The sequence below is a fragment of the Allohoeflea poritis genome, from assembly GCF_027889715.1.
Classification (GTDB): Bacteria; Pseudomonadota; Alphaproteobacteria; order Rhizobiales; family Rhizobiaceae; genus Hoeflea_A; species Hoeflea_A poritis.
Window position 1 is genome coordinate 75,155 of the sequence record NZ_JAPJZH010000003.1, and the last position, 13,306, is coordinate 88,460.

Below are 13,306 nucleotides of genomic sequence, written 5' to 3' on the forward strand. Positions count from 1 at the left end.
TACGGCTCCGGTTGTAACGGAGGCTGTTGATCATGGCACTTTCTTTGCCGCCGCTTTATGTGGTCCGGCACGGCGTGACGGACTGGAACATAGAAGGTCGTTTCCAGGGTGCCCGCGACATTCCTCTCAACGCGACCGGACGCAGGCAGGCGGCTGACAACGGCCGCGCCCTTCAAGCGCTGATCGGCGAGCACACGGACAAATACGATTTCGTTTCCAGCCCGCTGAACCGAACACGCGCGACCATGGAACTGCTGCGCGGCGCGATGGACCTCGAGCCTGACAGCTACCGCACCGACACACGTCTGATCGAGGTCTGTTTCGGAGACTGGGAGGGTCAGACCTATGAAGAGTTGGTCAAGACAGTCCCGGGTCATGTCGATGAACGCGTGCGCGACAAGTGGAATTTCCAGCCGCGCGGCGAGAATGCGGAAAGCTATGAAATCCTGAGCTGGCGGGTCGCCGCATGGGTCAACGACATCGCGTCGCCGACCGTATGCGTCACCCATGGCGGCGTCATTCGCACGCTGTTTCACATCGTCGCCGGCGTACCCGGCGCGCAAGCCGCTGACCTGTCGGTCCCGCAAGATCGTGTTCTCAAAATCGAAGACGGTGCGCTCGACTGGCTGGCCCCGCCCGCCCGATAGCGCTTTTTCAATCGGCTGGCTCGCTTCGGCCGGCGCCGAAGCATTTGACCCGCCGAAAAAAACTGCCTAGACGGTGCATGAGGATCGCGGACAATGCTCCGTCGGCGGACGTGCCGCCGCCGCGTCAATTCCAGGCAGGAAACATGTCACACAATACGTTCGGTCACCTGTTCCGAGTCACCACATGGGGCGAGAGTCATGGCCCTGCCCTCGGTTGTGTTGTCGACGGTTGTCCTCCCGGTATCGAATTCACGGTCGCGGAGCTGCAGCACTGGCTCGACCGGCGCAAGCCCGGACAGTCGCGTTTCGTGACGCAGCGCCGCGAGGCGGATGCGGTCAAGGTGCTCTCCGGCTTCATGCCGAAAGACGATGGCGAAACACTCGTGACCACGGGCACGCCTGTTTCCATGATGATCGAGAACACCGACCAGCGGTCGAAGGATTACTCCGAGATCGCGCGGCGCTACCGGCCGGGCCATGCCGACTACACCTATGACGCCAAATACGGCATCCGCGACTATCGCGGTGGCGGCCGCTCATCCGCCCGGGAAACCGCCGCACGGGTTGCCGCCGGCGGTCTGGCGCGCAAGATCGTACCTGGAATGACGGTGCGCGGCGCCCTGGTGCAGATCGGAACGATTTCCGTCAACCGCGACAACTGGAACTGGGAAAACGTCGCCGACAACCCCTTCTTCTGCCCGGACGCCGACACGGTGCCGCGCTGGGAAGACTATCTGGACGATGTGCGCAAGGCGGGCTCCTCGGTCGGCGCCATTATCGAGGTGATTGCAGAAGGCATTCCCGCCGGGCTCGGCGCCCCCGTCTATGCCAAGCTTGACCAGGATATCGCCTCGAACCTCATGTCGATCAATGCGGTCAAGGGCGTGGAGATCGGCAACGGCTTCGGCGCAGCTTCGATTACCGGCGAGGAAAATGCCGACGAAATGCGCATGGGCGCCGACGGAAATCCGGTGTTCCTGTCCAACAATTCCGGCGGCATCGCGGGCGGGATCTCCACCGGCCAGCCGATCGTCGCGCGATTTGCGGTCAAGCCCACATCCTCGATCCTGACCGAACGGCGCAGCATCGACGCCGACGGCAACGAGGTCGACGTGCGCACAAAGGGACGGCACGACCCCTGCGTCGGCATAAGGGCAGTTCCGATTGGCGAAGCGATGCTTGCCTGCGCGCTTGCCGACCATTATTTGCGGCACAGGGGCCAGACCGGCCGCCTTTAGGATCGGGAAACAGAACGCATCATGTCATATGATCAGACACGGGTCGTGGAAGCACTGCGCGCCTTTGAAGCTGGCGAAATCGTCGTCGTCACCGATGACGATGGCCGCGAGAACGAGGGCGATCTGATCATCGCCGCGGTTCACTGTACGCCCGAGAAGATGGCCTTTATCGTTCGGCACACGTCCGGCATTGTTTGCGCGCCGATGACACGGGCCGATGCCAAGCGGCTCAACCTGACCGCAATGGTGGCGGAGAACGACGCGCCCCACGCGACGGCCTTTACCGTCTCGGTCGATTACAAACACGGTACGACGACCGGTATCTCTGCCGATGACCGGACCCTGACCGTGCGCAATCTCGCCAATTCGAATGCGGGCGCGGCGGATTTTGTGCGGCCCGGCCATATCTTCCCTCTGGTTGCGCGCGAGGGCGGCGTTCTCATGCGTTCCGGCCACACGGAAGCCGCGGTCGATCTGTGCCGGTTGGCCGGACTGCCGCCGGTCGGTGTGATCTGTGAACTCGTCAACGATGACGGCACGGTGACACGCGGTCCGCAGGTGGCAGATTTCGCCGAACGGCACGGACTCAAACAGGTCTCCGTCGCCGATCTCATCGCCTATCGGCAACGCCAGGAAACGCTGATCGAACAGGGTGATGTCTTCAGCGTTGATACCCCGTTCGGGGAAGCGACCGCACACACCTATTCCCTGCCCTGGGACCCGATGCAGCATATCGCAATCGTATTCGGGGACATTCGCGACGGTGTCGATATACCGGTGCGGCTGCACCTGGAATCGGTCGTCGACGATGTCTTCGGTCAGGAGCGGCCGATCAACGACTATATGCAACGTATCGCGGAGCACGGGCGCGGCGTAATCGTCTATCTGCGCGAGGGCTCGGTCGGCGTCGGAAATTTCGGCAATGGCCGCAAGGCGGCAGGCGAGCGTGAATTTCACGAGGAAGCGCGCGCACGCGAGAACGAATGGCTGGAAATCGGGCTTGGCGCACAAATCCTGAAAGATCTCGGGATCGCGTCGATCGAGCTGTTCGCATCGCGCGAACGCCACTATGTCGGTCTTGAGGGTTTCGGCATCGCGATCTCCAGGACCACCGTTATCGAAGGCTGAGAAGAAGATTCCGGAAAAGGGCTCAACGCGCTGATTTTGCAGCAAAGTCTGGAGCGACATGACAACACGTCTTTACACGCACCCGATCTATCTTGAACATCTGACACCGCTTGGGCACCCCGAGCGCCCGGACCGGCTGCGCGCGCTGGGGGAAGCTTTCGCCGACACGCGCTTCGATGCGCTTGACCGCCAGCAACCGGACGCGGCGAACGAGGATGCCGTGCTGCTGGCCCACCCGGAGGAACACCTCGCGAGGGTCAAGGCGGCCATCCCGGAGGAAGGCCTGGCTCCGGTCGATGAAGACACCAGCGTCAGCCCCAAGAGCCTGGAGGCGGCCCTGACTGCCATCGGCGGAGCAATCGCCGGCGTCGACGATGTGTTTGGCGGCGCGGCGGACAATGTCTTCCTTGCCGCAAGACCGCCCGGACACCATGCCGAAGCGAACCAGGCGATGGGTTTTTGCCTGTTCAACCAGGCAGCCATTGCAGCGCGCCACGCACAGCGGACCCATGGCGCCGAGCGGGTCGCCATCGTCGACTGGGACGTGCATCACGGCAACGGCTCACAGGACATATTCTGGGAGGATGCGAGCGTGCTCTACTGCTCGACCCACCAGATGCCGCTTTATCCCGGCACCGGTGCCAGGAAAGAAACCGGCGCCGGCAACATCGTCAACGCGCCGCTGTCGCCGCAAACAGGCAGCGAGCAATTCCGCGAGGCGTTCCTGACGCGGGTCCTGCCGGCTCTGGAAAACATGCGCCCCGATCTTGTCATCGTCTCGGCCGGATTCGATGCGCATCACCGCGATCCGCTCGCCGAAATCAACCTGACGGCAGACGATTTCGACTGGGCAACGGGCCAGCTCATGGAGATCGCAGGGCGTTTTTGCGACAATCGCCTCGTAAGCATGCTTGAAGGCGGCTATGATCTCACGGGTTTGGCCGAGTCGGCCGCATCGCATGTTGAGCGCCTGATGAAGGGTTAGTCATGAGCAAGGAAAACAAGGGCAATGAAGACATTGCCGCGATGAGTTTCGAGCAGGCCATGGACCAGCTTGAAAAGATCGTCGCCAGCCTCGAGACAGGAGATGTGCCGCTCAACCAGTCGATCGAGATATACGAGCGCGGCGAAGCGTTGAAACTGCACTGTGAAAGACTGCTGAAAGCAGCGGAAGACCGCATCGAAAAGATTCGCCTGGACCGCAGCGGCGCGGCCGCCGGAACGGAGCCGCTCGACGCCGATTAGGCTGTGCAGATTTGCCGCATATTCGGATGAATTTCGGTGCACCGGGCCTCAGACCGGCCGCCTCAGCTTGCGGCGATTGGGCACTTGCTATACCTCAAAAGGTTAACAATATGCGCGACTGCGCTAGTTAACCGACAAATGACACGGAAGCAGCAATAGTGAGCGATCGGCCCGATACTCCCCTTCTTGACCGCGTGCATGTGCCCGTGGACCTTAAAGACATCGATGATCGGGACATGCCGCAGCTTGCAGATGAGCTGCGCGCCGAGATGATCGACGCGGTCTCTGTTACCGGCGGCCATCTTGGTGCCGGGCTGGGCGTCGTCGAGCTGACACTGGCCATCCACAAGATATTCGACACGCCGCACGACCGGCTGATCTTCGATGTCGGGCACCAGTGCTATCCGCACAAGATCCTGACCGGTCGCCGCGACCGTATTCGTACCTTGCGGCAGGAAGACGGGCTTTCCGGCTTTACCAGGCGCGCCGAGAGCGAATACGACCCTTTCGGTGCGGCGCACTCCTCGACATCCATTTCGGCCGGCCTCGGCATGGCCGTTGCGAGCGCCATGGCGGAGGAGCCGCGTAACGTGATCGCGGTTATCGGCGACGGCGCGATGTCGGCGGGCATGGCCTACGAAGCGCTCAACAATGCTGGCGCGCTCGATGCCCGACTGATCGTCATACTCAATGACAACGACATGTCGATCGCACCGCCGACCGGGGCGATGAGTGCCTATCTCGCACGGCTCGCCTCCGGGCGTACCTATATGGGCGTGCGCGAATTCGGCAAGAAGCTCACCGCCTATCTCGGCAAGGCCGTTGACCGCGCGATTACGCGGGCGGTGGAGCATGCACGCGGCTACGTCACCGGCGGAACGCTGTTCGAGGAGCTGGGCTTCTACCATATCGGGCCGATCGACGGGCACAGTTTCGACCACCTTTTGCCGGTGCTGCGCAATGTGCGCGACAATGCGCAGGGCCCGGTTCTCATCCATGTGGTGACGCAAAAGGGCAAGGGCTACGCCCCCGCGGAGGCAGCGGCCGACAAATATCACGGCGTGTCGAAGTTCGACGTCATCACCGGCGCGCAGGCCAAGGCGCCGCCGAACGCGCCGAGCTATACGCGCGTCTTTGCCGACGCGCTGATCGAGGAAGCGGCACATGACGAGAAAATCGTCGCCGTCACCGCCGCCATGCCGTCCGGCACCGGGCTGGACAAATTCCTGGAGGTCTATCCGGAGCGCTGCTTCGACGTCGGCATCGCGGAGCAGCACGCCGTCACCTTCTGCGCCGGCATTGCCTCGGAAGGCTACCGGCCTTTCGCGGCGCTCTATTCGACATTCCTGCAGCGCGCCTATGACCAGGTCGTCCACGACGTGGCCATTCAGGGGCTGCCGGTGCGCTTTCCGATCGACCGCGCGGGTTTCGTCGGCGCGGACGGACCGACCCATGCGGGTTCGTTCGACACGACCTATCTTGCCACCCTGCCCGGCTTCGTCGTCATGGCGGCGGCGGACGAGGCCGAGCTCAAACACATGGTGCGCACGGCGGCGGCCTATGACGAGGGCCCCATTTCCTTCCGCTATCCGCGCGGCGAAGGCGCCGGCGTCGATCTGCCAGAACGCGGCTCGCTGCTTGAAATTGGCAAGGGGCGGCTGATCAAGGAAGGCGGCAAGGTGGCCATCCTTTCCTTCGGAACGCGGCTCGCCGATTGCATGCTCGCGGCGGAGGACCTCGATGCTGCCGGGCTGCCGGCAACGGTCGCCGATGCCCGCTTTGCAAAACCGCTGGATCACGAATTGATCCTGCAACTGGCGCGGCACCATGAGGTGATGATCACCGTCGAGGAAGGCGCGGTCGGCGGCTTCGGTTCCCATGTCATGCAGTTCCTTGCCCATGAAGGCCTGCTCGACAATGGTCTGAAATTCCGGCCATTGGTTATGCCGGACTACTTCATGCAGCAGGCCAAGCCGGAGGCCATGTATGCCCGTGCCGGGCTTGACCGTGAGGGCATTGTCAAAGCCGCTTTCCAGGCACTCGGCAACGAGCGGCTCGTATCCACGTCCACTCAGGCGTGAATTCGACGCCCTTGCCGGGAACCATGTGTTAACCGTACAAACGGCAAGTCACCCATTTAGACGCTGATTTTGTTAAATTCTTCCGCAAACCAAACAGGGATGCGGAAGATGCGGCAAATCGTTCTGCCCACCACAATCAGTGCGCTGTGCCTTTGCACGGGCGCCGCAACGCCGGCTCATGCCGGTCCGAAATATGACCGCAAGATCGAACAGGCGGCCATCACGATCGTTGCCGGCAAGCTCGGAATGATCCGCGGCACGCACAAGATCGGCGAGCCACACTATCTTTATCCGCCGATCCATGCGCGAAGTGCCGAGGACGGCACACTGGAGCCCGCGCCACTTCCCGACGCCGGAGTGTTCGCCATAGACTTCGACGGCTTCGCTGAGCGCTAAGGTTCGAAAAGGCTTGCCTCCGGGCCATACAGCGGCCATGAGAGGCGATGGGTGGCGAAAACTCCAATTCTCCAGACAGGATGCGCCTCGATCTGCTGCTCGTTGAGCGCGGTTTGTTCGAGACCAGGGCACGGGCACGCGATGCGATTGCACGGGGAACGGTTGCTGTCGATGGCACCATCTACAGGAAACCCGGCACCCGTTTCGTTCCCGGCACCGCAGTCACCGTCAATGATGAAGCGCAAAAATATGTATCGCGTGCAGCTCTCAAGCTGATCGCCGGCCTCGATCATTTCGGCTTCGACCCGGCGGGCCGCAATGCCCTCGACATCGGTGCGTCGACCGGCGGCTTTTCGCAGGTGCTGCTGGAACGCGGCGCGGTCCATGTCTGCGCCGTGGATGTCGGGCACGACCAACTGCATGACAGCCTTCGAAACGATGCGCGCCTGAGCAATCATGAGGGCATCAATGCCCGCTATCTGACACGCGATGACATTGGCGGGCGCGAAATCGACGCCATTGTCAGCGATGTGAGCTTCATATCGCTGCGGCTGGCGCTTCCGCCGGCCCTGGCACTCGCCGCAAAGGGGAGTTTCTGCGTCCTTCTGGTCAAACCGCAATTCGAGGCGGGAAAGGATGCGCTGGGCAAGGCCGGATTGCTGAAGGACCCTTCCCTCGGTCCGCAGATCGCATCCGAACTCTCCGACTGGCTCGGCTCGCAACCCGGGTGGCAAAGCCGGGGAACGTGCCCTTCGCCGATCGAGGGCGGCGACGGCAATCGCGAGTTCCTGCTGGGAGGCGTTAAGGAATGAATGTGGAATCCGTTACCATCGAGCGGCTCGGCGCGCAGGGCGACGGCATCGCCACAATCAACGGCGAGGCGCTTTATGTCGGCTTCGCGCTGCCCGGCGAAACGGTGGCAATCAGGCGGACCGGCTCCAGGGGAGCGTTGGTATCGGTCGAAGAACCGTCATCGGCGCGCACCGATCCGCCCTGCCGCCATTTCGGGCCGCAAGGCGATAGATGCGGTGGATGCTCGCTTCAGCACTTGGACATAACAGCTTATAATGACTGGAAAAAACAGCTTGTGAACGACGCGCTTTCAGCGCGCGGCATCGATGCGGATATCAAAGCGCTAATCACCTGCCAACCCGGCAGCCGACGCCGCGCGGTCTTTTCGGCCCGTGCGGTCAAGAACGGTCTTGTCCTCGGCTTCAATCAGACGGGAACCCATATCATCGCGAGCATCGAGGAATGCGCGGTTCTTTCGCCGGCCATCGTCGCCGCCCTTCCCGGTCTTCGCAAGCTCGCAGGTATTCTTGCGCATGGCGGCAAGCCGTTCCGCATTCAGGTGCTTGAAAGCCTGACGGGCCTTGACGTGGCCGTCGACGGCATAGGCAAAATCCGTGAAAAGGCGCGACAGGACGCCATTGGGCAAGCGCTCACGCTCAGCTATGCGCGCCTGTCGCTCGGCACCGAGATCCTGGTGGAGGCCCGCAAGCCGGTCCTCAAATTTGCCGGCATCGACGTCTTGCCGCCGCCGACCGGCTTTGTGCAAGCCAGCACCGAGGCCCAGGAAGCGATGATCGACATCGTCGGCGCGCATCTGAATGGTGCGAAAAGGATTGCCGATCTTTTTTCCGGTTGCGGCACGTTCGCCCTGCCGCTGGCCCGCCAGGCGGCGGTGGATGCGGCCGAGAACGACGGTGCAGCGCTCAAGGCGCTCGATCAGGCGGCCCGCCACACGCCCGGCCTGAAACCCGTGACGGTGGAGCGGCGTGACCTATTCCGGCGGCCGCTTTCGACTGCGGAGCTCAAGAAGACCGATGGCGTGGTTTTCGACCCGCCACGCGCCGGTGCGCAGGCGCAGGCACGCGAAATCGCGGCGTCCGGTGTTTCAAAAGTGGCGGCGGTCTCGTGCAATCCCGCGACGCTGGCGCGGGATCTGCGTATCCTTATCGATGGCGGCTTCAGGCTTGTCTCGGTTTTGCCGATCGACCAGTTTCTGTGGTCGCCGCATGTCGAGGCGATCGCCCTTCTTGAGCGTTAGCCCCTAAGCGCTTTTTTTCCGCGCCATGAAGGCTTCGAAGGCCGCCCGCGCTTCCGGCGAGGAAAGCCGCTCGCCGAACAGTGCCGATTCCTCCTCGATTCGGGCGACAATGGCCGAACGGTCGCCACGGCGCAGAAGGTCGCGGGCGAGCTGCATGGCCTGCGGCGGCTTGGACGCGATATTGGCTGCCGCCGCGAGAGTGACGCTTTCCAGCGCCTCTTCGCCGACGACCTGGTAGATCAGGCCGGCTTCGCGTGCCTCTTCGGCGGAAAACCCCGTGCCGGCGGCAAGCATGGCGAAGGCGCGCTGATAGCCCATCACGTCCGGTCCGAGCAGGCTGGAGCCGGCTTCCGGCAGAAGGGCCAGATCGACGAAGGGCGTGCGAAACTCCGAACGCGGCGTCGCAAATGTCAGATCGCAATGGAAGTGCATGGTCGTGCCGATACCGATCGCAAGACCGTCGACACCGGAGATCATCGGCTTCCTGACCGTGGCCAGCGCCTTGAGGAACTGGCCGACATGGCCCTCGCCGAGGCGGCCATTGATGGCATAGGACAGGAAGTCCTGCATGTCGTTGCCGGCCGTGAAGCAGCCTTCCGAGCCGAGGAAGACATGGACGCGCACATCGTCATCGGCGTCGCCGGCCCGCATCGCCTCGACCATGATCCGGTACATGTCCTGGGTGATGGCGTTCTTCTTGTCCGGCCGGTTGAAACGCATGACCTGGACTGCGCCGCCATGCTCCGAAGGCCGCTCGACGATGATATGTTCGCTCACGATGTTCTCCCTCGTTAGCCCAGCGCACTGCGTGCTTGAATGAGGCTCTGCGCGCCTTGTGTAACGGCATTGCGGAGCGCAGATGTCTCTCCGAGCAGGTTCTCGGCGCAGAAACGGCAAAGCGCGATGCGTCCGTTCTCAAGCGCGTCACCGGTTTCGACCAGCGCGCCCTTGGCGAGATAAACCGCACCGGATGTCAGGCCGAACAGGCGCTGATAGGGCGTCGCGCCGGCGAGCGCCTCCTGTATGCGACCGTCCTGCAGCGCCTGTAGCAGCCAGTCCGTCGCCGTTTCCAGATCGGCCAGTGCTTCGTCGAGCTTGTCCGCCGTCATGCCGAAATCGGGATTGTTCTTGCGGCCCACCTCGGCGGTGATCTCCCGGAGTTCGCCGATATAGCCCTTGACGTGCTCGCCGCCAGACTGCGGCAGTTTACGGGTCACGAGATCGATGGCCTGAATGCCGTTGGTGCCTTCATAGATGGGTGCAATGCGCGAGTCGCGCAGCAGCCGCGCGGCCCCCGTCTCCTCGATAAAGCCCATGCCGCCATGCACCTGGACACCGATGGAGGCCGCATCGACGCCGATATCAGTGGAAAATGCCTTGGCGATGGGCGTCAGCAGATTGGCGCGCTCGCGCCAGAATTTGGCGGCGTCGGCATCGCCGCGTCCCTCCGCGCTGTCAGCCATGTCGATTGCATGGGCGCAGCTGAAGGCAATGGCGCGCGAGGCCTGCGCCAAGGATTTCATGGTGAGCAGATCGCGCTGGATATCCGGGTGTTCGATGATGGGGCTCATGCCCTCGCCCTGCCAGCCGGGCGCCTTGCCCTGGGTGCGCTCATTGGCGTATTCCAGCGCCTTCTGATAGGCCGCCTCCGCAACGGCAACGCCTTGAATGCCGACATTCAGGCGGGCGTTGTTCATCATGGTGAACATGCAGGCAAGGCCGCGGTTTTCCTCACCGATCAGCCAGCCGAGCGCGCCGGGTTCATCGCCGAACTTGCCGTCGCCATAGATCATCGTGCATGTCGGCGAACCGTGTATGCCGAGCTTGTGCTCGACGCTGTGACAGATCAAATCGTTGCGCGCACCGAGGCTTCCATCCGCGTTGACCAGGAATTTCGGCACCAGAAACAGGGAAATGCCCCTCGTTCCGGGCGGCGCGTCGGGCAGGCGCGCCAGCACCAGATGGATGATGTTGTCGGCGAAATCGTGCTCGCCATAGGTGATGAAAATCTTCTGGCCGAAGATGCGGTAGGAACCGTCGCCGACCGGCTCAGCACGTGTCTTCAGAACGCCAAGATCGGAGCCGGCATGCGGTTCGGTCAGGTTCATGGTTCCGGTCCACTCGCCGGAAATCAGTTTCTCAAGGTAAATCTGCTTCAGTGTCTCGTCGGCATGCGCCTCGACGGCCTCCACGGCACCCATGGTCAATAGAGAGCACAGGCTGAAGGCCATGGAACTGGAATTCCACATCTCGCTGGTGGCGACGGAAAGCATGGTCGGCAGGCCCTGCCCGCCATAATCGGGCGTGCCCGTCAGGCTGTTCCAGCCGCCGTCAATCCAGTTGCGGTAGAGCCCGGCCCATCCGGGCGGCGTCGTCACCACCCCGTCCTTGAGGGGCGTTCCCTTTTCACCCTCTTGCGCCAACGGCGCCACCTCTTCGGAGGCAAAGCGCCCGGCCTCGTTCAGGATGGCGTCGACAAGATCGTCCGTCAGATCGCCCAGATGTCCGGCATCGATCGCCGCCTGCAGGCCGGCGACGTGTTTGAGGGTAAATGCGATATCCTCTACGGGTGCGCGGTACATGTCGCTCGATCCTTCTTTGGAAATTTGCCGATGCCAAAACAGCAGGCTTCAGCGGCCCTGTCCATCCTGAACAGACCTCCAGTGACCTTTAAGGTGATTTTTACGTAAACGTCAATTAAATTCAGCAAGGTTGAACAATCTCCGACGCATAGTCCCCTGCCCCGTTGAGCACCGGTCTGAAGCCTGCTATCTGCGCAGCGAACGGGTGCAGATATGACCATACTGAGCATCGCACAGAACGAGGACCGCGCGCGCAAGGATGCGTGCGGGATCCTGTCGGAGGGCGGCCTCGTCGCCCTGCCGACGGAGACCGTCTACGGCCTTGCCGCCGATGCCACCAACGGAGAAGCGGTGGCGCGCATATTCGAGGCCAAGGGCCGGCCGCGCTTCAACCCGCTTATCTGCCACATGAGCGGCATCGCCATGGCCCGGCGCTATGTGGAGTTCAATGCGATGGCGGAACGCCTTGCCGAAACCTTCTGGCCAGGCCCGCTGACGCTCGTATTGCCGCTGAAAGCGGACGCCGCCATTCATCCGCTGGCCTGCGCCGGCCTCGATACGCTTGCGGTCAGGGTCCCGACGGGTTTTGCGCAAGGTCTGATCGCCGAATTCGACAGACCGCTCGCGGCGCCCAGCGCCAACACGTCCGGCAAGGTGAGTTCCACCACGGCGGATCATGTCGCGGCCGATCTCGGCAACAGGGTGCGGCTGATCCTCGATGGCGGTCCGGCGGCGATCGGGCTTGAGTCGACCATTGTGAAGCCGACAAAGACCGGGATCGAACTCCTGCGGCCCGGCGGTCTTGCGGCAGCGGAAATCGAGGCGGCCAGCGGCATGCGCCTCACGCGGTCGACAGAAGCCGCACCGGCCATCGAAGCGCCCGGCATGCTGCGCTCGCACTATGCGCCCGGCGCGCATCTGCGCATCAATGCGCAGACGGCGGCGGCGGGCGACGCGGTCATCACCTTTGCCGGCAAAGCCATCCCCGGCGACGAGCATGCATCGATCGTGCTCGACCTGTCGCCTTCCGGAAATCTGCGCGAGGCGGCGGCCAATCTGTTCGACTTCATGAAGCGCGCCGACACGGCCGCCCGGAATCAAATCGTCGTCGCACCGATCCCGAAAGAAGGGCTCGGAGAAGCGATCAACGACCGGCTGGAACGGGCAGCGGCGCCGCGAGTTTAGTAAAATGAAACGCCGATGCCGGGCAGAAGTCGGATAGAGCGATGATGGTGAGCGATGTTACGCGGATAATCCGGTACCCGCTTGAATTTTGAAGACGCCAACGGCGATAGGCAAACACAATCGACTTCAGAAATGGTGCGCTGGCAGCTGATTGAAACCGAAAACCAACGAGTTTATTGAAAATTGTCGGCCATCAGTTCACACAACCCCTGCGGGCTTTCAATACTTTCTCGTTTGGAAATATCGCATTCCAAATAAATCGGTTCATGTCCGAATGGCCCTGATGAACCCTTATATTTTTTACCTTCGTATTTGATGTACAATGTGTAATTGCTGAAATGGTCTGCGCCAAGCATTACGAATAATTCCGTATGTGCTATTGGCCCAATCTGGAAAGCTCCCGATTCATCAGATTTCGCCCATTTTGTATCTCCGCGAAATGCGGCCAACTCCACTTCCACATCCGCCAGTACCTTGTCTCCGTCCTTGACCGTACCGACAATCAAGGGAGCAATGTATGTGATGTGAGGCAGCGGCACGATGCATCCAGACAGCACCGTACAGGAGATTACCAATGCTAGTCTTCGCACGACGATGGCTTTTGCCTCCGGAGTTCATTTATAGAACCAAAGCAGCGTTACTATGTTTTTCGCGTCTCCGAGCAGACAGGCCAACCAACTCCTACTTTTCGGGTCTGGCATCAATTGACGATCTGCAAGCAGAAGCGGATTTGCTTACAGCGTTGGTCTTTAAT

Annotated in this window: 13 protein-coding genes; 10 read left to right on the forward strand and 3 right to left on the reverse strand. The window is 62.0% G+C overall.

The window, feature by feature from the left end:
• Positions 1-32: 32 nt before the first annotated feature.
• The 9 genes from OOZ53_RS05675 (at position 33) to OOZ53_RS05715 (ending at position 8,785) form a co-directional block, all read left to right on the forward strand.
• Positions 33-647: a histidine phosphatase family protein gene (locus OOZ53_RS05675; RefSeq protein ID WP_271088367.1), complete on the forward strand. Its 615-nt coding sequence runs from the start codon at positions 33-35 to the stop codon at positions 645-647.
• A 143-nt stretch (positions 648-790) separates the two neighbouring features.
• Positions 791-1,885, forward strand: a complete 1,095-nt coding sequence (gene aroC, locus OOZ53_RS05680; RefSeq protein ID WP_271088369.1) for a chorismate synthase — start codon at positions 791-793, stop codon at positions 1,883-1,885.
• A gap of 21 nt (positions 1,886-1,906) precedes the next feature.
• The gene (ribB, locus tag OOZ53_RS05685) at positions 1,907-3,013 is read left to right on the forward strand and encodes a 3,4-dihydroxy-2-butanone-4-phosphate synthase (RefSeq protein WP_271088370.1); all 1,107 of its coding nucleotides are present in this window, start codon (positions 1,907-1,909) and stop codon (positions 3,011-3,013) included.
• Positions 3,014-3,071: 58 nt separating this feature from the next.
• Positions 3,072-3,998, forward strand: a complete 927-nt coding sequence (locus OOZ53_RS05690) for a histone deacetylase family protein (protein ID WP_271088371.1) — start codon at positions 3,072-3,074, stop codon at positions 3,996-3,998.
• A 2-nt stretch (positions 3,999-4,000) separates the two neighbouring features.
• Positions 4,001-4,258: an exodeoxyribonuclease VII small subunit gene (locus tag OOZ53_RS05695; RefSeq protein ID WP_271088372.1), complete on the forward strand. Its 258-nt coding sequence runs from the start codon at positions 4,001-4,003 to the stop codon at positions 4,256-4,258.
• 158 nt (positions 4,259-4,416) lie between these two features.
• Positions 4,417-6,339: a 1-deoxy-D-xylulose-5-phosphate synthase gene (gene dxs, locus OOZ53_RS05700; RefSeq protein ID WP_271088375.1), complete on the forward strand. Its 1,923-nt coding sequence runs from the start codon at positions 4,417-4,419 to the stop codon at positions 6,337-6,339.
• Between the two features lie 108 nt (positions 6,340-6,447).
• Positions 6,448-6,735 carry a hypothetical protein gene (locus OOZ53_RS05705; RefSeq protein ID WP_271088376.1) on the forward strand — a complete coding sequence of 96 codons (288 nt, stop codon included), beginning with the start codon at positions 6,448-6,450 and terminating at the stop codon, positions 6,733-6,735.
• A 47-nt stretch (positions 6,736-6,782) separates the two neighbouring features.
• Positions 6,783-7,547 carry a TlyA family RNA methyltransferase gene (locus OOZ53_RS05710; protein WP_271088378.1) on the forward strand — a complete coding sequence of 255 codons (765 nt, stop codon included), beginning with the start codon at positions 6,783-6,785 and terminating at the stop codon, positions 7,545-7,547.
• Positions 7,544-8,785: a class I SAM-dependent RNA methyltransferase gene (locus OOZ53_RS05715; RefSeq protein ID WP_271088380.1), complete on the forward strand. Its 1,242-nt coding sequence runs from the start codon at positions 7,544-7,546 to the stop codon at positions 8,783-8,785. Before OOZ53_RS05710 ends, OOZ53_RS05715 begins: the two co-directional genes overlap by 4 nt.
• Before the next feature lie 3 nt (positions 8,786-8,788).
• Here OOZ53_RS05715 and OOZ53_RS05720 read toward each other — a convergent pair whose 3' ends face one another.
• Entirely contained in the window at positions 8,789-9,562 is a 774-nt protein-coding gene (locus OOZ53_RS05720) for a crotonase/enoyl-CoA hydratase family protein (protein WP_271088382.1), read from the reverse strand.
• A gap of 14 nt (positions 9,563-9,576) precedes the next feature.
• Positions 9,577-11,367, reverse strand: coding sequence for an acyl-CoA dehydrogenase family protein (locus OOZ53_RS05725; protein ID WP_271088383.1), 1,791 nt, complete (start codon positions 11,365-11,367; stop codon positions 9,577-9,579).
• Positions 11,368-11,580: 213 nt separating this feature from the next.
• On the opposite strand from OOZ53_RS05725, the gene OOZ53_RS05730 reads away from it, so the two are divergent.
• Complete coding sequence (locus tag OOZ53_RS05730; protein WP_271088385.1) at positions 11,581-12,552, forward strand: L-threonylcarbamoyladenylate synthase; 972 nt, start codon at positions 11,581-11,583, stop codon at positions 12,550-12,552.
• A gap of 173 nt (positions 12,553-12,725) precedes the next feature.
• Here the strand turns inward: OOZ53_RS05730 and OOZ53_RS05735 are convergent, their stop codons facing one another.
• Positions 12,726-13,091, reverse strand: a complete 366-nt coding sequence (locus tag OOZ53_RS05735; protein ID WP_271088388.1) for a hypothetical protein — start codon at positions 13,089-13,091, stop codon at positions 12,726-12,728.
• Positions 13,092-13,306 lie beyond the last annotated feature (215 nt).

Coding starts and splice junctions, on each gene's coding strand:
- OOZ53_RS05675 (WP_271088367.1), top strand. CDS start 33: ATGGCACTTTCTTTGCCGCCGCTTTATGTGGTCCGGCACGGCGTGACG.
- aroC (WP_271088369.1), top strand. CDS start 791: ATGTCACACAATACGTTCGGTCACCTGTTCCGAGTCACCACATGGGGC.
- ribB (WP_271088370.1), top strand. CDS start 1,907: ATGTCATATGATCAGACACGGGTCGTGGAAGCACTGCGCGCCTTTGAA.
- OOZ53_RS05690 (WP_271088371.1), top strand. CDS start 3,072: ATGACAACACGTCTTTACACGCACCCGATCTATCTTGAACATCTGACA.
- OOZ53_RS05695 (WP_271088372.1), top strand. CDS start 4,001: ATGAGCAAGGAAAACAAGGGCAATGAAGACATTGCCGCGATGAGTTTC.
- OOZ53_RS05705 (WP_271088376.1), top strand. CDS start 6,448: ATGCGGCAAATCGTTCTGCCCACCACAATCAGTGCGCTGTGCCTTTGC.
- OOZ53_RS05710 (WP_271088378.1), top strand. CDS start 6,783: ATGGGTGGCGAAAACTCCAATTCTCCAGACAGGATGCGCCTCGATCTG.
- OOZ53_RS05715 (WP_271088380.1), top strand. CDS start 7,544: ATGAATGTGGAATCCGTTACCATCGAGCGGCTCGGCGCGCAGGGCGAC.
- OOZ53_RS05725 (WP_271088383.1), bottom strand. CDS start 11,367: ATGTACCGCGCACCCGTAGAGGATATCGCATTTACCCTCAAACACGTC.
- OOZ53_RS05730 (WP_271088385.1), top strand. CDS start 11,581: ATGACCATACTGAGCATCGCACAGAACGAGGACCGCGCGCGCAAGGAT.